Consider the following 22,469-nt stretch of genomic DNA (forward strand, 5'->3'; position numbering starts at 1 on the left):
CGTTCCCCGTCCCCCAAGGCCCGTACTTTTCCCAGGAACGCGACTTCTGCGCGCAGCCGTTCGTTTTCCCGGCGCAGCCGCTGCAGCTCAGACTCAGGCTTTCTAGCCGCGCCGGGATCATTTTTTGGCCGGCCCTTCGGCTTTGGGCGCAGTCCATCTTCGCCCGCTGTCCGGTATTGACGCGTCCACGTATCAATCAAGGCCGGAGAGGAAAGCTGGAACTCCTTAGCCAGGGCTGCCTTCGTCTCACCGGAGAGATGGCGTTGCACTGCAGCGAGCTTGAACTCGAACGAGAACGCCCTTTTCGTTGGCTTGCCCACCAGCGTCGTACCTCCATGAACTCGCCATCGGTCGTATAGCCGGCGAATCGGCCAGCGGCTGACTCCGAGCTTCGTTGCCACGGATCTGTTGCCCCAACCGGCTTCGAATAACGCTACCGCGCTCTGGCGTTGGTCCTCGGACAATGAACTGCGCGCAGGCATAGAACTGCTCCCCGTAAGTTAGAACTGATTTCTCAGTCCAACTTTCGGGGAGCAGTTCAATCCCGCCGGGGCCCTTCTATGCTTTCCGCAGAGTCTGCAGGCTCAGGCTCTGCAGGCTCAGGCCCCGCGAAGCTGGGCGATGCCGTCCATCACGACGGCGCGCAGGTCGCCGCTGTTCTCCGCGGCGACACGGCGCTGGCGGTGGTAGCCGGCCCCGCGTTCGATGATGGTGCGGACGTCGTTCAGTTCGGTGCTGCAGCCCAGCTGTTCCGCAATGGGCTCAAGCCGGGGCAGGACGTCTTCGAGCAGATGCTCGGTGACCAGTTTTTCGTTGCCCGCGGCGTCGAGGATGACAATGGCTTCCAGCCCGTAGCGGGCGGCCCGCCATTTGTTTTCCTGTACATGCCACGGCGGCATCGTGGGGATGGTGCCGCCGGCGTCGATGATCGAGGAGAACTCGTGGACCAGGCACTGGGTCAGGGCCGCCACGGCTCCGATGTCCTGCAGGCTGGCCAGTCCGTCGCAGACCCGCATCTCGATGGTGCCCAGCCCCGGAACGGGCCGGATGTCCCAGCGGATTTCGCTGATCGAATCAATCACGCCGGTGGTGAGCATGTCGGCGACGTAGGATTCGTACTCCGCCCAGGACGCGAACTGGAACGGCAGGCCGGATGTAGGCAGCTGCTGGAACATCATGGCCCGCTGCGAGGCGTATCCGGTGTCTTCCCCGGACCAGAACGGGGAGGACGCGGAGAGTGCCTGGAAGTGCGGGAAATAGTTCACCAGTCCGTCCAGGACAGGCAGGACCTTGTCCCGGCTGTCCAGCCCCACATGGACGTGAACGCCGTAAATGAGCATCTGCTGGCCCCACCACTGGGTGCGGTCAATGAGTTTCGCGTACCGTTCCTTGTCCGTCACCGGCTGCGAGCGGGGAGCGCTGAACGGGTGCGAACCGGAGCAGAAGAGCTCCACGCCCATGGGGTCGGTCACCCGGCGGACCGCCTCGAGCGAACGGGTGAGGTCCGCCTTGGCCTCGGCCACCGTGGTGCACACCCCGGTCACCAGCTCCACGGTGTTCTCCAACAGCTCCTGCTTGATGTGCGGATGCTCCTCATCCGCACGCATCGCCGGATCATTGGCGTTGACACCGGAGAGCACCTGGTCTGCCACTGAGACCAGGTCACCCGTGCGGCCGTCCACCAGGGCGAGTTCCCACTCGACTCCCAGGGTTGACTGCGCGGACTTGGCGAACTCGATTTCCAAACTGTCTCCTGCTTCATGCATTACGAAATACCAGCGCCCGGACCCGCATCTTTGCGCTTGAGAACCTTCACAATCCTATAACCGCCGCGAGCCCGGGCGAACCGCCGGCGAAAACCTGCTCGGGGCCCCGGGTCGCCGGGCGGGGCGCGGCCATAATGGGTAAATGCCGATCCTGAACAAAGACATGACCCTGTGCATCTCACTGGCCGCCCGGCCCAGCAACATCGGGACGCGCTTCCATAACTACCTCTACGACCAGCTGGGCCTGAACTACGTGTACAAGGCCTTTGCCCCCACGGACCTGGCGCAGGCGATTGCCGGGGTCCGCGGGCTGCCCATCCGCGGAGCGGCGGTCTCCATGCCGTACAAGGAGGACGTGATCGCCCTGGTGGACCGGATGGATCCCTCCGCCCGGGCCATCAATTCGGTGAACACCATCGTGAACGACGACGGCGTGCTCACGGCCTACAACACCGACTATCTGGCCATCGCCCGGCTGCTGCGTGATTACAGCGTGCCGGCCTCGCACTCAGTGCTGCTGCGCGGGTCCGGCGGCATGGCCAAGGCTGTGGCCGCGGCGCTGCAGGGTGCAGGGTTCTCCGACGTCACGGTGGTGGCCCGCAACGAAGGGACCGGGCGGGCGCTGGCGGACCTGTACGACTTCAGCTGGCAGGCGGAGCCGGGCACCTCCACGGCGGACCTGCTGATCAACGTCACTCCGCTGGGCATGGCCGGGCAGGACGAAGACGTCCAGTCCTTCCACGACGACACGGTGGCTGCCGCAAAGGTGGTGTTCGACGTCGTCGCGCTGCCGGCCGAGACGCCGCTCATCACCGCTGCCCGCAAGGCCGGAAAGCAGATCATCACCGGTGCCGAAGTGATTGCCATCCAGGCGGAGGAACAGTTTGTGCTTTACACCGGGGTGCGGCCCACCCCGGAACAGGTCCGGGCGGCCAGCGAGTTCTCCCGCGCCTGACCGGTGCCCCGGCCGCTATATGACCGATGTGCCGCCGGAGGGACGCGTACCGGTCAGGGCACCGGAACCGGTTCCACCACCAGGGCCACGCGGTCCTCGCCGATCCGGGTGAGGACCAGTGTCGCCTTATTGTCCGCCTTGCTTCCGCCCTTCCCGGAGCCGGCGAGCAGGGCCTTGCGCAGTTCCTCCGGGGTGACGGACATGCCCCGCTTCTTGATGTCCAGCACGCCGATCCGGTTCTCCTTTACCCAGGACCTGAGCGCCTTGACGTTGTACGGGCGGACCTCCAGGATCCGGTAGGCCCGGGCAAAGGGTGTTTCACGAAGTTCCGGGGCACAGATGTAGGCAATGTGGGGATCCAGCAGGTGCCCGTCCAAGGTGGCAGCCACATCGGCTACCAGTCCGGCCCGGATGGCGGCGCCGTCGGGCTCGTAGAGATACCCCTCGGCCGGACCCAGCTGCACATCCTGGGCGCCGGCGTCGTAATCCACCGGCGACGTCAGTTCCGCGGCGCCGCCGGAACCGATCACCAGGGCCGCGCGCCTGACGTTGTCGCGGCGCAGCGCGTTGAACCACAGGGTGGCCTCGGTGACGTCTCCGTCCACGGAGACCCACTGCGCCTCACAGTTGGCCGGCAGCGCCTCGTGCGGGATGCCCGGCCCCATCTTGACGCCCACGGGAAGCCCGGAATCCGCCAGCGACTCCACAAAGGACAGGGGCGGGGAGAAGGCCTCCGGATCGAAAATGCGGGTGGTGCCCGACGTCGAGGTGGTCCGGCGCGCCGGGTCCAGCCACACGCCGTCGAACCCGGTCAGGTCGAATTCCTCCGCCTTGCCCTGGACCACGGTGGCTTCGGGCCAGGGCATCAGGTTGATGGTGGCGGCGGCCGCGGTGATCTCATCGAGTTCGACGGCGGTCACCTGCCGGTCCAGGGTGGCCAGCGCCAGGGAATCGGCGCCGATGCCGCAGCCCAGGTCCGCCACCTTCTGTAGCCCGGCGTCCTGGTAGCGGCGGGCATGCAGGGCGGCGACGTTGAGCCGGGTGGCCTGCTCCAGGCCGGGGGCGGTGAAAACCATGTGCTCGGCGAAGGGGCCGAACTTGGAGCGGGCCTTCATCCGCAGCTTCGCCTGGGTCAGGACGGCGGCTACCAATTCGGGGGAGTGTCCTGCCTTGCGCAGGTCCGTGTTCAGCTTCAGGGACTCGGATTCCAGGTACGGGGGAAGCGAGTTCAGCAGCTGCCATCCCTCGGGGGTCAGAACATGTGCAAGGGAAGTATCAGGCATGCCCTCCAGCCTAGTTCTTCTGCGCACCCGCACGTTAGCTGTAGGTTGGGCGGCATGACGAGGATCTCCGCCGAGCCGCTGGCCGCACTGCGGTCCCGGACCAGCTACAAATGGCAGACCTATCCGGCGGATGTGCTGCCGCTGTTCGTGGCCGAGATGGACTATCCGCTGGCCGAACCCGTGCAGCAGGCAATCATCAGCCGGGTACTGGCCTCCGATACCGGCTACATCGCCGGACCGGGGCCCGTGGCGGAAGCCTTTGCCGGCTACGCCTCCCGGACCTGGGGATGGGAGGTGGCAGCGGAGGACGTGAAGTGCACTACGGATGTGAGCGTGGCGATTGTGGAGTCCCTGCGGCAGGTGGTTCCCGTGGATGGCAGTGTGGTGATCACCCCGCCGGTATATCCGCCCTTCTTTGAGCTGCCGGTGGAAGCGGACGCCTCCGTGGTGGAAGTAGCCTTACTCCCCGGAGATGAGGGCTGGACGTTGGATCTGGCCGGCATCGAGCGGGCGTTCCTCCGCGGCGCGGATGCGCTGCTGCTCTGCAACCCGCACAATCCGCTGGGCCTGGTCCACTCCGCCGAAACGCTCCGGGCGCTCGCGGACCTGTCCGCGAAATACGGCGTGGCGGTGATCAGTGACGAGATCCATGCCCCGCTGGCGTATTCACCCGGGTCCTTCACCCCGTACCTCACCGTTTCGGAAAACGCGCGGGAGTACGGGATCGCCGTCACCGCAGCCAGCAAGGCGTGGAACATTGCCGGCACCAAATGCGCGGTGATGGTGGCGCAGAGCGGCCGGACCCGGCTGCAGCTGGCATCGATGCCGGAAGAGGTCTCGGCCAGGACCAGCATCCTGGGGCTGCACGCCGCCGTGGCCGCCTACAACGACGGCGGGCCCTGGCTGTCCGGCGTGATGGAATCCCTGGCCGGGAACCGGGCGCTGCTGGGGCAGCTGCTGGCGGAACACCTGCCCGGGGTCGGTTACCTGCCGCCGGACGCCGGCTACCTGGCCTGGCTGGACTTCGGCCCGGCCGGCTGGGGTGAGGCTCCGGCAGCCCTTGCGCTGGAACAGGCACGGGTGGCGCTGGAACCCGGGCTCCGGTTCGGCCGGCAGGGTGCAGGTTTCGCCCGGCTCAACTTCGCCTGTTCACCGCAGGTCCTTACCGACGCCGTGGTGCGCCTGGCCGCGGTGACGCCGCCCGGACGCTGACGGCCGGGGAGAAGGTTGCCGCGGGAGAAGGTTTGCTGCGGGAGAAGCTAGGCCGCGGGCGCCAGGATGCTCAGCTGCCGCGGTGCCAGCGTCTCCCCGGCGGTGTTCCCGGCCAGTACCGGCAGGGCGCCCGTTTCCGAACTGCGCAGCAGGTCAGCCAGCGCAGCCTCGGTTGCCGAAGCCTTCCGCAGGTCCAGCACCACGGCAAGACCGGGAAGCGAGGCATTGGCACGCCGGGCCAGTACGTACAGCACCCTGCTGTTCTGCTCGGTGACCCGCCCGCGCACCACCAGGCGCGCCTGCCGGACGTTCAGGTCAAACCGAACCGCGACGCGCAGCTTGGACTCCATGGCTGGCCCTTCCCGAAAAACCGGATATGTGGGTCTTTCAACCTAGGAGAGGGCTTTGGCGCGGCGCAATGCGCACCGGCCAAAACCGGTCCGCCAGCGGCCTACTTCGTTCCGGGAGCGGTGTCTGCCCGGGCGCCGGCCGGAGCGGACGCCGCACCGGACGGCGTGTTTAGGCGAAGTACACGCCGATCCTGTTGCCGTCGATCTCTTCGATCCGGATATCGATCTCGTAGATGTCCCGCAGGATTTCCGGGCGCATGATGTCCGCGGGCGGCCCCTGGTGGATCAGGCGGCCGTTGCACATGGCGATGATGTCGTCCGAGTAGCAGGACGCGAAGTTGATGTCGTGGATGACCAGGACCACGGTCTTGCCGAAATCGTCGGTAAGCCGGCGCAGCAGCCGCATCATTTCCACGGAGTGCTTCATGTCCAGGTTGTTCAGCGGCTCGTCCAGCAGCAGGTAGTCCGTGTCCTGTGCCAGCACCATGGCGATGAAGGCCCGCTGGCGCTGGCCGCCGGAAAGCTCGTCAACAAACTTGTCCGCCAGTGCGGTCAGGTCCAGGTACGCCATGGCCTGGTCAATGTGCGCTTTGTCGTCGGGCCCGGGCCGGCCGCCGTTATGCGGATAGCGCCCGAATCCCACCAGGTCCCGGACGGTCAGGCGGACGGTGAGCTGGTTGTCCTGGCGCAGGATCGCCATTTTCCGTGCGAGGTCGCGGCCGGGGGTGGAGACGACGTCGAGCCCGTCCACGGTGACCGTGCCGGCGTCCATCCCCAGCAGCCGGCTGATCATGGACAGGAGGGTGGACTTGCCGGCGCCGTTGGGGCCGATGATGGAGGTGATGCCGCCCTCCTTGATGGTGCAGCTCACTCCGTCCACCACCGTGGTGGCGGCGTACTTCTTGGTAACGCCGGTTGCCTGGATCATTTGACGGAGCCTTTCAGGAGCAGGATCAAAAAGACGATCCCGCCTACAAATTCAATGACGATGCTGAGGGCCGTGTCGAATGCAAAAACGCGTTCGAGCACGAGCTGGCCGCCCACCAGGGCGATAACGCCGAGCAGGACGGCGATCGGAACGACGGCGGCGTGCCGGAAGTGTGAACAGAGCTGGTAGGCCAGCGATGCGACGAGCAGCCCGAAGAACGTCACCGGGCCCACCAGCGCGGTGGACACGGCAACCAGCACCGAGCAGATCACCAGCACGAGGGTCACGGTGCGTTTGTGGTTGATGCCCAGGTTGATCGAGGTTTCCCGGCCCAGGGAGAGGACATCAAGCTGGCGCCTCAGGCGCCAGGCCGGAATGCTCACGGCTGCGGCGGCAACCAGCGAGTAGGCAAGGAGCTTGCCGTCCACGTTGTTGAAGCTGGCGAAGAACAGGTCCTGCAGGATGATGAACTCGCTGGGATCGATCAGCAGCTGCAGCAGGGAGGAGATGCCGCGGAAGAACGTGCCCAGCACAATGCCGACCAGGAGCATCAGGTGCAGGGACTTGCCGCCGCCGGTAAAGAGCCACCGGTACAGCAGGAAGGAGAAGCCCACCATCAGGGCCACTTCCATCCCGTAGCGCAGCGGGCCGGACATGGAGAGCACCACTCCGCCGCCGAAGGCGAAGACCAGGAGCGTCTGGATGAGCACGTAGAGGGCGTCGAAGCCCATGATGGACGGCGTCAGGATCCGGTTGGCCGTCACCGTCTGGAACAGCACGGTGGACACGCCGACGGCGTAGGCCACCAGGATCATCGAGCCCACCTTGATGGCCCGGCGCGGCAGGACATAACCGATGTTCCCGCGCAGGTCGATGGTCATAAACACCGTGACCAAAGCTGCCGCCAGCACCGAGAGCAGGATGAGCCAGAAACGGGGGGAAAGGTTCCGGACTGGGCGGCGGCGCCGCACGGTCAGGGCGGGGGGAAGGGCGCTGGCGGGACTGCTAGGCACGGGCGGAGCGCTTTCTCAGGAGCAGGTAGAGGAACAGGGCACTGCCGATGGCAGAGACAATGACGCCCACCGGAATTTCGTACGGGTAGCGGATGGTCCGGCCGATAATGTCGCAGGCAAGGACAAATCCGGCGCCGAAGATGGCGACCCAGGGGATGGCCCGGCGGACGTTGTCCCCGATCATCAGCGAGACCAGGTTGGGCACGATCAGGCCGAGGAACGGCACGGAACCGACACTGACAACCACGACGGCGCTGATCAGGGACACGATGATCAGCCCGAGCGTCATCACCCGGTTGTAGTTCAGGCCGAGGTTGGTGGTGAAATCCTGGCCCATGCCCGCAACGGTGAAACGGTCCGCGGCCAGGTAGCCGATGAGGGTCAGTGCGCCGACAATCCAGAGCAGTTCATACCGCCCGCGCAGCACGCCGGAGAAATCTCCGACCATCCAGCTGTTCAGGGTCTGCAGCAGATCGAACCGGTAAGCGAAGAACGTGGTGACGGCGGCAATCACGCCGCCGAGCATGATGCCCACCAGCGGCACGATCAGCGTGTTCCGCAGCGGAATCCGGCGCAGGACCAGCAGGAACAGTGCGGTGCCCGCTATGGCGAACACCGTGGCGGTGGACATCTTGACCAGCAGTGAGGCACCGGGGATAAACACCGTGACCACCAGGATGCCCAGGGATGCGGATTCCACGGTGCCCACCGTGGAGGGTTCCACGAACTTGTTGCGGGCCATCAGCTGCATGATGAGCCCGGCCACACTAAGGGCCATGCCCGCCAGGATGATGCTGAGGGTCCGCGGGATCCGGCTGATCCAGAAGATGTGCCAGGCGTGTTCGTCCCCCGCCAGCAGGGCGGGCAGTGACACGTCACTGACGCCGACGAACATGCTGACGACGGCGAGCACCAGGACGGCGGTTCCGCCCACTATCAGCATTGCCCCGGGGCCGGGACGCCGCCGGCCAACGCCGGCAGCCCCGGCGGGTACCGGGGCCGTGGGGGAGAGGAGTGCAGTCATGAAGCTTTCCATCTTCCGCACCGGGCCGGCCTCCCCTGAACGCGGGAGGCTGGCCGGCAAGGATTGAGCAGGTGGGCGGAAGCGGGTTAGGAAATGCCGTCCTGGACTGCACTGACCATGGCGTCAACGTTGTTCAGGCCATAGCCCACGAGGTACCAGCTGGAGGAATCCAGCATGGTGATCCGGTCATTGCGGGCCGCCTCGGTTCCCTTCACGAGTTCGTTGTCCAGCACTGCAGAGGCAACCTCGCCGGACGTGCCGATGGCGACGTCGCGGTCAATGACAAACAGGTTGTCCGGGTTGGTTTCGGCGATGTATTCAAAGCCGACGCGTTCGCCGTGCTGGGCTTCGGACTTGATGTCCGCGGCGGTGGCAACGCCCAGGACGTCGTGCACCAGGCCGAAGCGGGACCCCGCACCGTAAGCGGTCAGCTCGCCGCCGCTGGTCAGGATGATCAGGCCGTTGCCCGCGTCCGCCGCGGTTGCCTTGGTCTCTTCGACCTTGGTGTCCAGGGCGGCAAGCTTGTCCTCGACCTCGGTTTCCTTGCCGAAGATCTCGCCGATGATCTCGGTGTTGGCGATGAAGGAGTTCCACGGATCCGCGGCATCGGTGCTGAGGTCGATGGTGGGGGCGATCTTGGAGAACTCGTCGTAGTAGTCCGCGGTGCGGCCGGACATGATGATCAGGTCCGGGGCGCCGGCATTGATGGCCTCGAAATCGGGTTCCTTCATGCTGCCGATCTTGGCGTAGTCATCCGAACCGTACTTGGAGAGGCTTTCCGGGAATTGCGCGGCCGGGACACCGTCAACGTCAATGTCGAGGGCATCCAAGGTGTCGAGGGCGCCGAGGTCGAAGGTGTAGACGGTCTCGGGGTTGACCGGAACGTCGGTGCTGCCCTGTGCGTGCTCAACCGTAACGGTCGAGCCCTGCGTGGTGTCCGCGTCGGCTTCTGCTGCTTCGGTGGAGCAGGCGCTGAGCGCAAGGAGGGACACAAGGGCGGTTCCGGCCAGCAGGCGGGACTTCGTGATCATGGGGGCTCCGGTGAGAGTCGATGTGCCTACCGCAGGAATAGGGCACAGAAATGTTTTCTAATGATGCGCGCAGATGAAAGTTATCCCGTTAGGTAAGCCTAAGCAAATTAGGTTTACGTCATGGTTGCCCCGGGGACGTCATCATGAGGGGCCCGATCCGCACAGCTCTGGCACTCACCTTGACCGAGTGCTAACCAGTGCATAAAGTCTGACTTAGCACTCCGCACGTGAGGGTGCTAACTCCCCGAAGGGAAGCGCGAACCGGCACCGCGACGACGGCCAGCGCCAACCGACGGCCCCAAACCCGTTAGAAACTACGCAAAGGAGAGCCCGAGTGTCGGTCTCTATTAAGCCGCTTGAGGATCGTATTGTTGTCCGCCCGCTCGAAGCTGAGCAGACCACTGCTTCCGGTCTCGTTATCCCGGACACTGCCAAGGAAAAGCCCCAGGAGGGCGAAGTAGTTGCAGTTGGACCCGGCCGCGTTGACGACAACGGCAACCGCGTTCCGGTTGACGTTGCCGAAGGCGACGTTGTCATCTACTCCAAGTACGGTGGAACCGAAGTCAAGCACGGCGGCCAGGAATACCTGGTGCTGTCCGCCCGCGACGTGCTGGCCGTCGTCGTAAAGTAGTTCCCCTTGAAAACCCCGGCCACCATTCTGGCCGGGGTTTTCTGATGTAGGTGCAGATGTAGTTGTCGGAAAGGACACACACATGGCAAAGCAGTTGGAGTTCAATGACTCCGCCCGTCGCTCGCTGGAAGCCGGCGTCGATAAGCTGGCCAACGCAGTCAAGGTAACCCTCGGCCCGCGCGGCCGTAACGTTGTCCTGGCCAAGACCTGGGGCGCCCCCACCATCACCAACGACGGCGTCACCATTGCCCGCGAGGTCGAGCTGGAGGATCCGTACGAGAACCTCGGCGCGCAGCTGGCCAAGGAAGTTGCCACCCGGACCAATGATGTTGCCGGTGACGGCACCACCACGGCCACCGTGCTGGCGCAGGCGCTGGTCAAGGAAGGCCTGCGCAACGTTGCCGCGGGGGCGGCTCCCGGCGCACTCAAGCGCGGCATCGAAGTTTCCGTGGACGCCGTCGCGAACCGGCTGCTGGAAAACGCCAAGCCGGTCGAGGGGAACCAGGTGGCCCACGTGGCCGCCATCTCGGCGCAGAGCACCGAGATCGGTGAACTGCTGGCCCAGGCCTTCGACACCGTCGGCAAGGACGGCGTCATCACCATCGAGGAATCCTCCTCGACGCAGACCGAACTGGTCATCACCGAGGGCATGCAGTTCGACAAGGGCTACCTCTCGCCGTACTTCGTCACGGACGCAGAGCGCCAGGAAGCCGTCCTCGAAGACGCGCTGATCCTGATCAACTCCGGCAAGATTTCCTCCGTGGCGGAGTTCCTGCCGCTGTTGGAAAAGGCGCTGCAGGCCTCCAAGCCGCTGTTCATCATTGCCGAAGACGTGGACGGCGAAGCGCTGTCCACCCTGGTGGTCAACAAGATCCGCGGCACCCTGAACGTGGTTGCCGTCAAGGCTCCCGGGTTCGGCGACCGCCGCAAGGCCATGATGCAGGACATCGCGACCCTCACGGGTGCGCAGGTGGTCAGCCCCGACCTCGGACTGAAGCTGGACCAGGTTGGACTGGAGGTCCTGGGCTCGGCCCGCCGGATCACGGTCACCAAGGACAACACCACCATTGTCGACGGCGCCGGCTCTGAAGCCGATGTTGCAGACCGCGTGGCACAGATCCGTGCGGAAATTGAGCGCACGGACTCGGACTGGGACCGCGAAAAGCTGCAGGAGCGCCTCGCCAAGCTGTCCGGCGGCATTGGTGTCATCCGCGTGGGTGCGGCCACCGAGGTGGAGCTGAAGGAAAAGAAGCACCGCATCGAAGATGCTGTGTCCTCCACCCGTGCCGCTCTGGAAGAGGGCATCGTGGCCGGCGGCGGTTCCGCACTGGTCCACGCCTCGCAGGCACTGGACACCGACTCGGAGGTGGCCAAGCTGGAAGGCGACGCCGCCACCGCCGTCGGACTGGTCCGCCGCGCACTGGCCCAGCCGCTGCGCTGGATTGCCGAGAACGCCGGGTCCGAAGGCATGGTCGTTGTCTCCAAGGTGGGTGACCTTAAGGTCAACAACGGCTTCAACGCCGCCACCGGTGAGTACGAAGACCTGATCGCTGCCGGCATCATTGACCCGGTCAAGGTCACCCGTTCGGCACTGCGCAACGCCGCCTCGATTGCTTCGCTGGTACTCACCACCGAAGCCCTCGTGGTGGAGAAGCCTGCCGACGAAGATGAGGATCACGGACACCAGCACTAGTCCGTCACCCCTCGGCCCAAGCAAAGGCCCCGCGCCCGGACATCGTTCCGAGGGCGGGGCCTTTGTCTGTCCCGGCTGCGGGGGCAAAGTGCACAACGGGTAAACTCTTCCGGTTATTTGTTCTCGAACGGGAAGGGCAGCAGTGCCGGAGACACACCAGCAGGGCCAGGCGGCATCCTCCGCCGGTGTCCCTGCGGCGGGCCGGGCTGCCGCCGGAACTGCAGAAGAAACAGGCCGGGAACCGCGCCGTTACCGCCCCGAAGTTCAGGGGCTGCGTGCACTGGCGGTGGTCCTGGTGGTCATCTATCACGTCTGGCTGGGCCGGGTCTCCGGGGGAGTGGACATCTTCCTGCTGATTTCGGCGTTCCTGCTCACCGGGTCCTTTGTCCGGAAGGTGGAAGCCGGGCAGCCGCTGCAGCTGGGCAGGCATTGGCTGCACCTGTTCAAGCGTCTGCTGCCCGCCGCCGTCGCGGTGCTCCTGGCGGTCCTGGCCGCTGCCCGTTTCCTCATGCCCGGCAGTGACTGGCCGGGGTTGTTCAAGCAGGCCTGGTCTTCGCTGTTCTATCTGCAGAACTGGACGCTGGCGAACAGTTCCGTGGACTACTACGCGCGTGACCACAGCAGCGCCAGCCCGCTGCAGCACTTCTGGTCGCTCTCGGTCCAGGGGCAGGTGTTTATTCTCTGGCCGCTGATTTTCGCCGCCGGCGCCGCCGCGGCTGCCTGTTTCGGGCTGCGGTACCGGCACCTGCTGCTGGGTATTTTCGGCACGATATTCGCGTGCTCGCTGGGCTTCTCCGTCTGGGAGACTGCCACCAACCAGTCCTACGCCTACTTCGATACCCGCACCCGGCTGTGGGAATTTGCCCTGGGATCTCTGCTGGCGCTGGTGCTGCCATACCTCAACCCGCCCCGGCAGGCCCGGATCGTGATGGGCTGGACGGGCATCGCCGCCATGCTCAGCTGCGGCATCCTGCTCCAGGTCCAGCAGCAGTTCCCGGGCTACATTGCGCTCTGGCCGCTGCTGGCCGCAGCGATGATCATCGTGGCCGGACGGACCGGAAGCCGTCTTGGGGCGGACCGGTTCCTGTCCGCACCGGCCCTGGTACGGCTGGGGAACAACTCCTACGGCCTTTATCTCTGGCACTGGCCTGTGCTGGTGTTTTGGCTGATGGTCTCCGGACAGGAGAAAGCAGGCCCGGTGGACGGCGCCGTCATCATCGCGGTGTCCTTCCTGCTCGCCGTCCTGACCACCCGTTTCATCGAAACGCCGCTGCGCTCCTGGTCCTGGGGCGAGGCCGGCTACTGGCGCCCCGCCGTCGTCATCACGGCCCTGCTGGCCCTGGTCGCTGCCCCGCTGGGCAGCTGGCAGCACAACGTCCGCCAGGACCAGATCCGCGTCATGAGCCAGACCGTCGCGGATAACCCGGGCGCCCTCGCCCTGGACCCGGCATTTGCCGCGGCAGTGCCCGGCGATGCGGTGCTCAAGCCCTCGGTCAGCGGCGTCGGCAGCGAATGGGCGGACTTCGACGGACGCTGCGCGGAGGGCTACGCTCCCGCCGACCCGCTGTTGGAGAAATGCCTGGAAATCGGGTCAGCGGAGGGGGCACTGCGGACCATCGTGGTGCTGGGGGACTCCCATGCCCAGCAGTGGATGGCCGCGCTGGGACCCGTGGCGGAGGCCAACCGCTGGCATCTGATCGCCGTTCTGAAGCCGGGCTGCCGGTACGGGGCCGAGGTGCCCGAACGCACTGAGGAGTGCAACGCGTTCAATGCCGCCGCTGCGCAGTACGTGCTGGACACCATGCCCGACGGCGTTTTCACCGTGGCTTCGCTCACACGGGAAAGCTCTCCGGAGGAGATTCTCGTCCCCGGTTATGCGGACGGCGTGCTGCCTTTTACCGAAGCCGGCATCTCCGTGATTGCCATGCGGGACAACCCCCGGTTCGACTACGACATGGTCAAATGCCTGGAGAGCCACGAACTTGATGTTCAGAGCTGCACGCTGCCCCGCAGCTCGGTCCTGGCCCCGGTTTCGCCGCTGGACGGCCTGTCCGCACGGATTCCGGGCGTGGCCGTGGTGGACATGAGCGATCAGCTTTGCACCGCTGACGAGTGCCCGGGCATCGTGGGCAACATGCTTGTCTACATGGACCACGACCATCTGGGGAAGACCTATTTGCGGACTACGGCCAGGGTGCTGTCCCTGCGCATCCTGGCCGCCACCGGCTGGGAAGGCCTGCCGGTGGCGGCAGACGGATACGAACCAGTGGAATAGGGGCGGCCCTGCTTTCGTTTTAGGATAGGAACAGGCTTATTCGGGCCTTCTCCTTCCTCATCCCCCCGAAAGAGGCGCAGCTTTGAGTCAGCAGTACCCAGAACATGATCCGTTCGGCTTCGTCGGCCTGACGTACGACGACGTCCTCCTGCTGCCCGGCCCGACGGATGTCATCCCCTCCGAAGCCGATACCAGCTCGCGGCTGTCAAAGCGCATCACCGTGCAGACCCCGCTGCTCTCCGCAGCAATGGACACCGTCACGGAATCCCGGATGGCGATCGCCATGGCACGCCAGGGCGGCCTGGGCGTCATCCACCGCAACCTCTCCATTGCCGACCAGGCCGAGCATGTGGACCGGGTCAAGCGCAGCGAATCGGGCATGATCACCAACCCGGTGACCATTTCCCCCGACGCGACGCTGCGGGAACTGGACGACCTCTGCGCCCACTTCCGCGTCTCCGGCCTGCCGGTTGTCGATGCCGAAAACACGCTGCTGGGCATTGTGACCAACCGCGACACCCGCTTCATCCCGGTCTCCGAGTACCCCAACCGCAAGGTTGAAGAGGTCATGACCCGCATGCCCCTCATCACCGGGCGCGTGGGCATCAGTGCGGAAGAGACCGTGGAACTGCTCGGCAAGAACCGCATCGAGAAGCTGCCGCTGGTGGACGACGCCGGCAAGCTGCAGGGCCTGATCACGGTGAAGGACTTCGACAAGGCGGAGCAGTACCCGCTGGCCACCAAGGATGACGAAGGCCGGCTCCGCGTCGGTGCCGCCATCGGCTTCTTCGGAGACGGCTACGAGCGGGCCATGGCCATGGTTGATGCCGGCGTCGACATCCTGGTGGTGGACACCGCCAACGGCCACAGCGCCGGCGTGCTGGACATGATCGCCCGCCTGAAGAAGGACCCGGCCGCCGCGCACGTGGACATCATCGGCGGCCAGGCAGCCACCCGTGAAGGCGCCCAGGCGCTGATCGACGCCGGTGCAGACGCCATCAAGGTAGGTGTGGGCCCCGGCTCCATCTGCACCACCCGCGTGGTCGCCGGCGTCGGCGTTCCGCAGATCACCGCCATTTACGAAGCCTCCAAGGCAGCCATCCCCGCCGGTGTCCCGCTGATCGCCGACGGCGGCCTGCAGTACTCCGGTGACATCGGCAAGGCCATCGTTGCCGGCGCCGACACCGTGATGCTCGGCGGCCTGCTGGCCGGTTCCGCGGAAAGCCCGGGTGACCTGGTCTTCGTGAACGGCAAGCAGTTCAAGTCCTACCGCGGCATGGGCTCCCTCGGCGCCATGCAGTCCCGGGGCAAGAACACCTCCTACTCCAAGGACCGTTACTTCCAGGCGGACGTGCCCAGCGACGAGAAGCTGATTCCGGAAGGCATCGAAGGCCAGGTCCCGTACCGCGGTCCGCTTTCCGCCGTGGCACACCAGCTCGTGGGCGGCCTGCGCCAGACCATGTTCTACACCGGCGCACGCACCATCCCGGAGCTGAAGGCCAAGGGCAAGTTTGTCCGGATCACCCCGGCCGGGCTGAAGGAATCCCACCCGCACGACATCATGATGACGGTCGAGGCGCCGAACTACGGTTCACGCCGCTAGGACCTTCTTCGAGGCAAGGGCAGTTCCTGCGCACGGCGCAGGAGCTGCCCTTCGTGGTTAACCTGCGCCGCCCGCCGTCGGGCTGTACTCCCCGATGATGCAGGCCGCGTAGTCCGATAACGGCAGCTTTAAGGCGCCGGGGGTGTGCTGGGATAACCTAGGGAGTGTGAGTAACGAGATTGAAATTGGCCGTGGCAAGCAAGGGCGCAGAGCCTATTCCCTGGATGATGTGGCAATTGTGCCCTCGCGGCGCACCCGCGATCCGCAGGATGTCTCGATCAACTGGCAGATAGACGCCTACCAGTTCGAGATGCCGGTCATCGGCGCTCCCATGGACTCCGTGATGTCCCCGGCGTCGGCCATCGCGCTGGGCAAGCTCGGCGGGCTGGGCGTCCTGAATCTGGAGGGGCTGTGGACCCGGTACGAGGACCCGCAGCCGCTGCTGGACGAAATCGCCCAGCTGAGCAGTGACAATTTCAATCCCGCAGCGACCCGCCGGCTGCAGGAGATCTACGACGCCCCCATCCGGGCTGAACTGATCAGCTCCCGACTGGCCGAAATGCGCGAGGCCGGTGTCACCGTTGCGGGTTCCCTCACCCCGCAGCGTACCCAGGAGTTCTACAAGACCGTCCTCGCCGCCGGCGTCGACGTGTTTGTCATCCGCGGCACCACGGTGTCCGCCGAACACGTGTCCAAGACCGTTGAGCCCCTGAACCTCAAGCAGTTCATCTACGAGCTGGACGTCCCCGTCATCGTCGGCGGAGCAGCGGGCTACACTCCGGCCCTGCACCTGATGCGTACCGGCGCCGCAGGCGTGCTGGTGGGCTTCGGCGGCGGCGCGACCACCACGACCCGCCGCGCCCTCGGCATCCACGCACCCATGGCCACGGCCATCTCCGACATTGCCGAAGCACGCCGCGACTACATGGATGAGTCCGGCGGACGGTATGTGCACGTGATCGCCGACGGCGGCATGGGCACCAGCGGCGACATCATCAAGGCCGTGGCCATGGGCGCCGACGCCGTGATGCTCGGTTCCGCACTGGCCCGCGCCGAAGAGGCACCCGGGCAGGGATGGCACTGGGGCCAGGAAGCGCACCACAGCGAACTGCCCCGCGGGGACAGGGTCCACCTGGACACCGTCGGGCCGCTGAAGGAGGTCCTCTGGGGCCCGTCGCACCACACCAACGGAACCTCCAACCTGATGGGCGCCCTGCGCCGGGCCATGGCCACCACGGGGTACTCGGACCTGAAGGCGTTCCAGCGTATTGAGGTATTGGTTTCCCCCTACCAGTACAACCTGTAATAACCGGCGCGCATTGCCTAGAGTGGACGCAGCTACGGCAGGACCCTAGAGAGGAACCCGACCATGTCTGCAGACGCCCTGAGCCCCCAGTACCGGACCGAAGCGATGGACCGGCTCCGGGCCACCACGCAGCCCGGCAACGAGCTGGACATCCTGATAGTGGGCGGCGGGGTGGTCGGCGCGGGTGCGGCTCTGGACGCCGTGACCCGCGGACTGAAAGTGGGCATGGTCGAGGCCCGGGACTGGGCGTCAGGGACCTCCTCACGGTCTTCGAAGCTCATTCACGGCGGCCTGCGGTACCTGGAAATGCTGGACTTTGCGCTGGTGCAGGAAGCCCTGAAGGAACGCGGCCTGCTGCTCCAGCGCATTGCCCCGCACCTGGTCAAGCCCGTGGCCTTCCTGTATCCGCTGACCAGGCGGTTCATTGAACGCCCGTACGTGGGTGCGGGCATTTTCCTGTACGACACCATGGGCATGACCTCGGGCAACTCACGCGGGGTGCCCATGCAGAAGCACCTGACCCGCAAGCAGACCCTGCGCATGGCCCCCAGCCTCAAGGACGACGCCATGGTCGGCGCCATCCGCTATTACGACGGCCAGGTGGATGACGCACGGTACGTGGCCACCATGGCCCGGACCGCCGCGCATTACGGCGCCGCGGTGGCCAACCGGCTGGCCGTGGTGGACTTCCTGCGTGAGGGGGAGCGGGTGGTCGGGGCACGGGTGCGTGACCAGGAAACGGGGGACGAATTCGATATCGCCGCCAGCCAGGTGGTCAACGCCACCGGTGTCTGGACTGATGAAACCCAGGCCATGGTCACCGACCGCGGCCAGTTGAAGGTCCGTGCCTCCAAGGGCGTGCACCTGGTGGTCCCGAAGGACCGGATCCAGTCCACCGTGGGCATGATTCTGCGCACCGAAAAGTCGGTGCTGTTTGTCATTCCGTGGGGCAGGCACTGGATCATCGGCACCACGGACACGGATTGGAACCTGGACAAGGCGCATCCGGCAGCCACCTCCGCGGACATCGACTACATCCTGGAGCACGTGAACCTGGTGTTGAAGACACCGCTGACCAGGGAAGACGTTGAGGGCGTCTATGCAGGCCTGCGGCCGCTGCTCGCCGGCGAAAACGACTCCACCGCCAAGCTCTCCCGCGAACATGTGGTCGCGCACCCGGTCCCGGGACTCGTCGTCGTCGCCGGCGGCAAGTGGACCACCTACCGGGTGATGGCCAAGGACGCCGTGGACGAAGCCGCCCGGGCGCTGGACGAAAAGGTGCCCGAAAGCTGCACCTCCACCATTCCGCTCCTGGGTGCGGTGGGTTACAAGGCTGCCTGGAACCGGCGGCACCGCACGGCGGATGAGTACGGAGTGCATGTGGCCCGCGTGGAGCACCTGCTGAACCGTTACGGGTCCATGGCCTATGACGTGCTGGACCTGATCAAATCCGATCCGTCCCTGGCTGAACCGCTGCCCGGGGCGGATGACTACCTGCGGGCCGAAGTTGTTTACGCGACCACCCATGAGGGTGCCCGCCACGTCGAAGATGTCCTGGCCCGACGGACCCGCATTTCCATTGAGAGTTGGGACCGGGGCGTGTCCGCGGCGCCGGTGGCAGCGGAACTGATGGCCCCGCTGCTGAAGTGGGACCAGGCACGGGTGGACAGCGAAGTGGCCCACTATCAGGCCAGGGTGGAAGCCGAACGGCTCAGCCAGGAACAGCCCGACGACAAGAGTGCCGACAGCGCGCGGCTGGCCGCCGAAGACATTACGCCCCGGATCTGATGAACCGGACACACAGACCCTTCAGAGAATCAGTGAGCGAAGAACAGCAGTGACCGAAGAACTTTCCCTGAGCGAGTCCGATGCGGTACTCACCGAACCGGGCCTGGTGATCCTTGAAATGGAGGCGGCGGACCGGTACGAGGCCGCCGCCCAGCTGGCTGAACGGATGTACCGGGCCGGGCGCATCACCAACCTGGCGGGATTCCTGGAACAGGTCAGTGCCCGCGAGCACCAGATGGCCACCGGCTTGCCCGGCGGGATCGGGCTGCCGCATGCCCGCAGCGAGTTTGTGCGGGAAACGTCCATTGCCGTGGGGATCACCCGCTACGGCCACAGCGTGGACTTCGGCGCCTCCGACGGTCCGGCCACGGTCATACTGCTCATTGCCACCCCGGCCGCGTCCTATTCCCAGCACCTCGAAGTCCTGGCCACGATCGCCAGATCCCTGTTCCGGCCCTCATTCCGGGACTCCCTGCGCCGTGCGAACGACGCCGAGGTCATCGCCGAACTGATTAATTCCTCCCTCGTGTTCTTCGATCACTAGGTCCGCGGCACCCCGGCATTGGGTTTTCTACAGGCGGACGAAGTACCGTTAACCCGTGCTCAAAACTGCCCTGAAGCCCCGCTGGATAGCCGGACTGCTTTTCGCCCTAGCCATCTCGACGGTTTTTGTGTTGTTGAGCCAGTGGCAGTTCTCCAGCGCAGAATCCGAGAAGGCCACGGACCCGGACGCGACGGAAACCGTGCAGCCGCTGACCGAGGCGTTCGTCCCGGGCAAGCCCATGTATGAGACCGAAGCCGATCAGATGGTCTCCATGACCGGTTCCTTCGATCCGGACAAAACCGTGATCATTGATGAGCGGCTCCAGGACGGCGAACAGGGCTACTGGGTAGTGACCGCATTCCAGGTCGACGGCGCCCCCGGGGACGCCTACATTCCCGTAGTCCGCGGATGGGTCGAGGATCCCGACGACGCCGTTCCCGCTCCGGCCGGAACAGCCGCCGTCGCCGGACGCCTGCTGCCGTCCGAGGCACCGCTGCCCGAGCCGCACGAGAACGGAATCCTTCCCTCACTCTCCACCGCGGAACTGATCAACATCTGGGATGTTCCGTCCTACTCCGCGTTCGTTACCGCCGAAGAGATCACCGTGGACGACGCCGCTCCCGACTCCGGTGACATGCAGGCCGTGGTGGTGGAAGGGCAGCCGGAGGAAACCCCGGTCAACTGGCTGAACATTTTCTACGCCCTTGAATGGATCATCTTCGCGGGCTTCTCCGTCTTCCTCTGGTGGCGCCTGGTTGCCGACGAGTACCGCCGCAGCCTTGAAGAGGACGAGTACGAGGACGAAGAAGACTTCGACGAAGCACCCGAACCCGATACCGAACATCCCAGCAGCGAGGTCACCAAGTGAGCGAATCCACCAGCACCGCAAAAGCACCCAGGAAAAAGAAGCGCCGGTTCGGCGGTACCCACGCGCAGATCCGCTCGGCGCTGACCTTCTACAAGGTCTTTGCCTACGTCACCGGCTTCCTCCTGCTGGCGCTGGTGGTGCAGATGATCATCAAGTACGGCTTCGGCACCGAAGTCATTGTGGGCGGAGTGAACCTGTCCGTGGGCGTCCTGATCCTGCACGGCTGGATCTATGTGGTGTACCTGCTGGCAGACTTCCGCCTCTGGCAGCTGATGCGCTGGCCGTTCTCGAAATTCATCATCCTTGCCCTGGGCGGCTGTGTGCCCTTCCTCTCCTTTATCGTCGAAGGCCGCGTCCACAAGCAGGTAGTGGCAGAGCTGGAAGCCCATCCTGAAGCGGCAAAGCGCTACTAGGGAACCCGGACGCCTGCCGGTTCGGCCGGAGGCGTCCACCGGCCGGTGTGCACCGCCGGTGGCGGGACGACTATCCTTGGAACGTGACTAATCCCGCGACTGACCCCATTGAAGAGCGGCCCGTCCTCGTTGTGGACTACGGAGCGCAGTACGCCCAGCTGATAGCCCGCCGGGTGCGCGAAGCAGACGTTTACTCCGAGGTGGTTCCCCACACCTACAGCACTGAGCAGCTGCTGGCGAAGAACCCGGCTGCCATTATCCTTTCCGGCGGGCCCTCCAGCGTGTATGCAGAAGGCGCCCCCACGGTTCACACCGATCTGTTTGAGGCCGGCGTGCCGGTACTCGGCATCTGCTACGGCTTCCAGGCCATGGCCGCTGCCCTGGGCGGCAAGGTGGCCAAGACCGGCCTGCGGGAATACGGTTCCACCGACGCCCGCGCCGTCGGCGGCGCCCGTTCCATCCTGGAGGGAACTCCGGAGGAACAGAACACCTGGATGAGCCACGGCGACAGCGTGCAGGAAGCCCCCGAGGGCTTCGACGTGCTGGCCAGCACGGCAGGCGCACCCGTTGCCGCCTTCGCCAACGAGGAAAAGGGACTCTACGGCGTCCAGTGGCACCCCGAGGTCAAGCACTCCGCGCACGGCCAGGCCGTCTTGGAGAACTTCCTGTTCAAGGGCGCCCGCATTGAACGCAGCTGGACCACCGGCAACATTGTCGAAGAGCAGGTTGCCCGCATCCGCGCCCAGGTCGGAAACTCCCGGGTGATCTGCGGCCTGTCCGGCGGCGTTGACTCCGCCGTGGCCGCAGCCCTGGTGCAGCGCGCCGTCGGCGACCAGCTGACCTGTGTCTTCGTCGATCACGGCCTGCTGCGCGAAGGCGAGGCAGAGCAGGTGGAACGCGACTTCGTGGCAGCTACCGGCGTCAACCTCTACGTGGCCAACGAACAGGAACGCTTCCTGTCCGCCCTGGCCGGCGTCTCCGACCCCGAGACCAAGCGCAAGATCATCGGCCGCGAATTCATCCGCGCCTTCGAAGAGGCTGAGCGGGCCATCATGGCCAAGGCCGAGGCAGAGGGCGAGCCCATCCGCTTCCTGGTGCAGGGCACCCTGTACCCCGACGTCGTCGAGTCCGGCGGCGGCGAAGGCGCAGCCAACATCAAGAGCCACCACAACGTGGGCGGGCTGCCCGAGGACATGAAGTTCGAACTCGTCGAGCCCCTCCGGGCGCTCTTCAAGGACGAGGTTCGCGCCGTCGGTGCCGAGCTGGGCCTGCCGGCCGAAATTGTCGGCCGCCAGCCCTTCCCCGGCCCCGGCCTGGGAATCCGCATTGTCGGCGAGGTCAACCAGGAACGCCTGGACCTGCTGCGCCGGGCCGACGCGATTGCCCGGGCCGAGCTGACCGCTGCCGGCCTGGATGACGAGGTCTGGCAGATGCCGGTGGTCCTGCTGGCCGACGTGCGCAGCGTGGGCGTCCAGGGTGACGGCCGGACCTACGGCCACCCCATTGTGCTCCGCCCGGTATCCAGCGAGGACGCCATGACGGCCGACTGGTCGCGGCTGCCCTACGATCTGCTGGCCCGGATTTCCAACCGGATCACCAACGAGGTGGATGGAATCAACCGGGTGGTGCTGGACGTAACCAGCAAGCCGCCGGGAACAATCGAGTGGGAATAGCGTAAAGACAAAGGGGACGGCCGATGCGGCCGTCCCCTTTGTCATCCCCTTGGCGTCGCCCGCGTTGCTATGTTCGGGAAACGGGGTCCGACGCGATAGTTTTGAACGTATGC

Annotated in this window: 20 protein-coding genes; 12 read left to right on the forward strand and 8 right to left on the reverse strand. The window is 65.6% G+C overall.

All coding sequences use genetic code 11. From position 1 onward, the window contains the following. The coding region (locus AC5RTS_RS04935; protein WP_493990969.1) for a helix-turn-helix domain-containing protein at positions 1–320 on the reverse strand (320 nt) is incomplete at its 3' end. A 279-nt stretch (positions 321–599) separates the two neighbouring features. Next, positions 600–1,745 (reverse strand): glutamate--cysteine ligase, encoded by a 1,146-nt coding sequence (locus AC5RTS_RS04940; protein ID WP_493991300.1) that lies wholly within the window; start codon positions 1,743–1,745, stop codon positions 600–602. A 163-nt stretch (positions 1,746–1,908) separates the two neighbouring features. On the opposite strand from AC5RTS_RS04940, the gene AC5RTS_RS04945 reads away from it, so the two are divergent. Next, on the forward strand, positions 1,909–2,721 hold the full coding sequence (locus tag AC5RTS_RS04945; protein WP_493990970.1) for a shikimate 5-dehydrogenase: 813 nt from the start codon (positions 1,909–1,911) through the stop codon (positions 2,719–2,721). Positions 2,722–2,774: 53 nt separating this feature from the next. On the opposite strand, the gene AC5RTS_RS04950 is transcribed toward AC5RTS_RS04945, so the two are convergent. Next, complete coding sequence (locus tag AC5RTS_RS04950) at positions 2,775–4,004, reverse strand: class I SAM-dependent methyltransferase (RefSeq protein WP_493990971.1); 1,230 nt, start codon at positions 4,002–4,004, stop codon at positions 2,775–2,777. Between the two features lie 54 nt (positions 4,005–4,058). Between AC5RTS_RS04950 and AC5RTS_RS04955 the strand changes: the two genes are divergently transcribed. Continuing rightward, on the forward strand, positions 4,059–5,216 hold the full coding sequence (locus AC5RTS_RS04955) for a MalY/PatB family protein (protein ID WP_493990972.1): 1,158 nt from the start codon (positions 4,059–4,061) through the stop codon (positions 5,214–5,216). 47 nt (positions 5,217–5,263) lie between these two features. Here the strand turns inward: AC5RTS_RS04955 and AC5RTS_RS04960 are convergent, their stop codons facing one another. The 5 genes from AC5RTS_RS04960 to AC5RTS_RS04980 all read right to left on the reverse strand — a co-directional run bounded on the left by AC5RTS_RS04960 (position 5,264) and on the right by AC5RTS_RS04980 (position 9,562). Then, a complete protein-coding gene (locus AC5RTS_RS04960) occupies positions 5,264–5,566 on the reverse strand; it encodes a hypothetical protein (RefSeq protein WP_493990973.1) in 303 nt (100 codons plus the stop codon). Positions 5,567–5,735: 169 nt separating this feature from the next. Next, a complete protein-coding gene (locus AC5RTS_RS04965) occupies positions 5,736–6,494 on the reverse strand; it encodes an iron ABC transporter ATP-binding protein (protein ID WP_493990974.1) in 759 nt (252 codons plus the stop codon). After that, positions 6,491–7,507, reverse strand: a complete 1,017-nt coding sequence (locus tag AC5RTS_RS04970) for an iron chelate uptake ABC transporter family permease subunit (protein ID WP_493990975.1) — start codon at positions 7,505–7,507, stop codon at positions 6,491–6,493. Before AC5RTS_RS04970 ends, AC5RTS_RS04965 begins: the two co-directional genes overlap by 4 nt. Continuing rightward, entirely contained in the window at positions 7,500–8,531 is a 1,032-nt protein-coding gene (locus AC5RTS_RS04975) for an ABC transporter permease (RefSeq protein WP_493990976.1), read from the reverse strand. The genes AC5RTS_RS04970 and AC5RTS_RS04975 overlap by 8 nt, the downstream gene beginning before the upstream one ends. A gap of 86 nt (positions 8,532–8,617) precedes the next feature. Continuing rightward, entirely contained in the window at positions 8,618–9,562 is a 945-nt protein-coding gene (locus AC5RTS_RS04980) for a siderophore ABC transporter substrate-binding protein (RefSeq protein WP_493990977.1), read from the reverse strand. A gap of 334 nt (positions 9,563–9,896) precedes the next feature. On the opposite strand from AC5RTS_RS04980, the gene groES reads away from it, so the two are divergent. The 10 genes from groES (at position 9,897) to guaA (ending at position 22,356) form a co-directional block, all read left to right on the forward strand. Then, complete coding sequence (gene groES, locus AC5RTS_RS04985) at positions 9,897–10,193, forward strand: co-chaperone GroES (RefSeq protein WP_087076694.1); 297 nt, start codon at positions 9,897–9,899, stop codon at positions 10,191–10,193. 82 nt (positions 10,194–10,275) lie between these two features. After that, positions 10,276–11,886, forward strand: coding sequence for a chaperonin GroEL (gene groL, locus AC5RTS_RS04990; protein ID WP_493990978.1), 1,611 nt, complete (start codon positions 10,276–10,278; stop codon positions 11,884–11,886). A gap of 142 nt (positions 11,887–12,028) precedes the next feature. Next, positions 12,029–14,161, forward strand: coding sequence for an acyltransferase family protein (locus tag AC5RTS_RS04995; protein ID WP_493990979.1), 2,133 nt, complete (start codon positions 12,029–12,031; stop codon positions 14,159–14,161). Positions 14,162–14,243: 82 nt separating this feature from the next. Further along, positions 14,244–15,764 carry an IMP dehydrogenase gene (gene guaB / locus AC5RTS_RS05000; protein WP_493990980.1) on the forward strand — a complete coding sequence of 507 codons (1,521 nt, stop codon included), beginning with the start codon at positions 14,244–14,246 and terminating at the stop codon, positions 15,762–15,764. 166 nt (positions 15,765–15,930) lie between these two features. Next, positions 15,931–17,070: a GuaB3 family IMP dehydrogenase-related protein gene (locus tag AC5RTS_RS05005; RefSeq protein WP_493990981.1), complete on the forward strand. Its 1,140-nt coding sequence runs from the start codon at positions 15,931–15,933 to the stop codon at positions 17,068–17,070. A gap of 63 nt (positions 17,071–17,133) precedes the next feature. Beyond that, positions 17,134–18,858: a glycerol-3-phosphate dehydrogenase/oxidase gene (locus AC5RTS_RS05010; protein WP_493990982.1), complete on the forward strand. Its 1,725-nt coding sequence runs from the start codon at positions 17,134–17,136 to the stop codon at positions 18,856–18,858. A 49-nt stretch (positions 18,859–18,907) separates the two neighbouring features. Further along, positions 18,908–19,402 (forward strand): PTS sugar transporter subunit IIA, encoded by a 495-nt coding sequence (locus tag AC5RTS_RS05015; RefSeq protein WP_493990983.1) that lies wholly within the window; start codon positions 18,908–18,910, stop codon positions 19,400–19,402. A gap of 55 nt (positions 19,403–19,457) precedes the next feature. Continuing rightward, positions 19,458–20,270, forward strand: a complete 813-nt coding sequence (locus AC5RTS_RS05020) for an SURF1 family protein (protein ID WP_493990984.1) — start codon at positions 19,458–19,460, stop codon at positions 20,268–20,270. Beyond that, positions 20,267–20,683, forward strand: coding sequence for a DUF3817 domain-containing protein (locus AC5RTS_RS05025; RefSeq protein ID WP_493990985.1), 417 nt, complete (start codon positions 20,267–20,269; stop codon positions 20,681–20,683). The genes AC5RTS_RS05020 and AC5RTS_RS05025 overlap by 4 nt, the downstream gene beginning before the upstream one ends. Before the next feature lie 83 nt (positions 20,684–20,766). Continuing rightward, positions 20,767–22,356, forward strand: coding sequence for a glutamine-hydrolyzing GMP synthase (guaA, locus tag AC5RTS_RS05030; RefSeq protein WP_493990986.1), 1,590 nt, complete (start codon positions 20,767–20,769; stop codon positions 22,354–22,356). Positions 22,357–22,469 lie beyond the last annotated feature (113 nt).

Source organism: Arthrobacter sp. MDT1-49-2 (genome assembly GCF_059090185.1).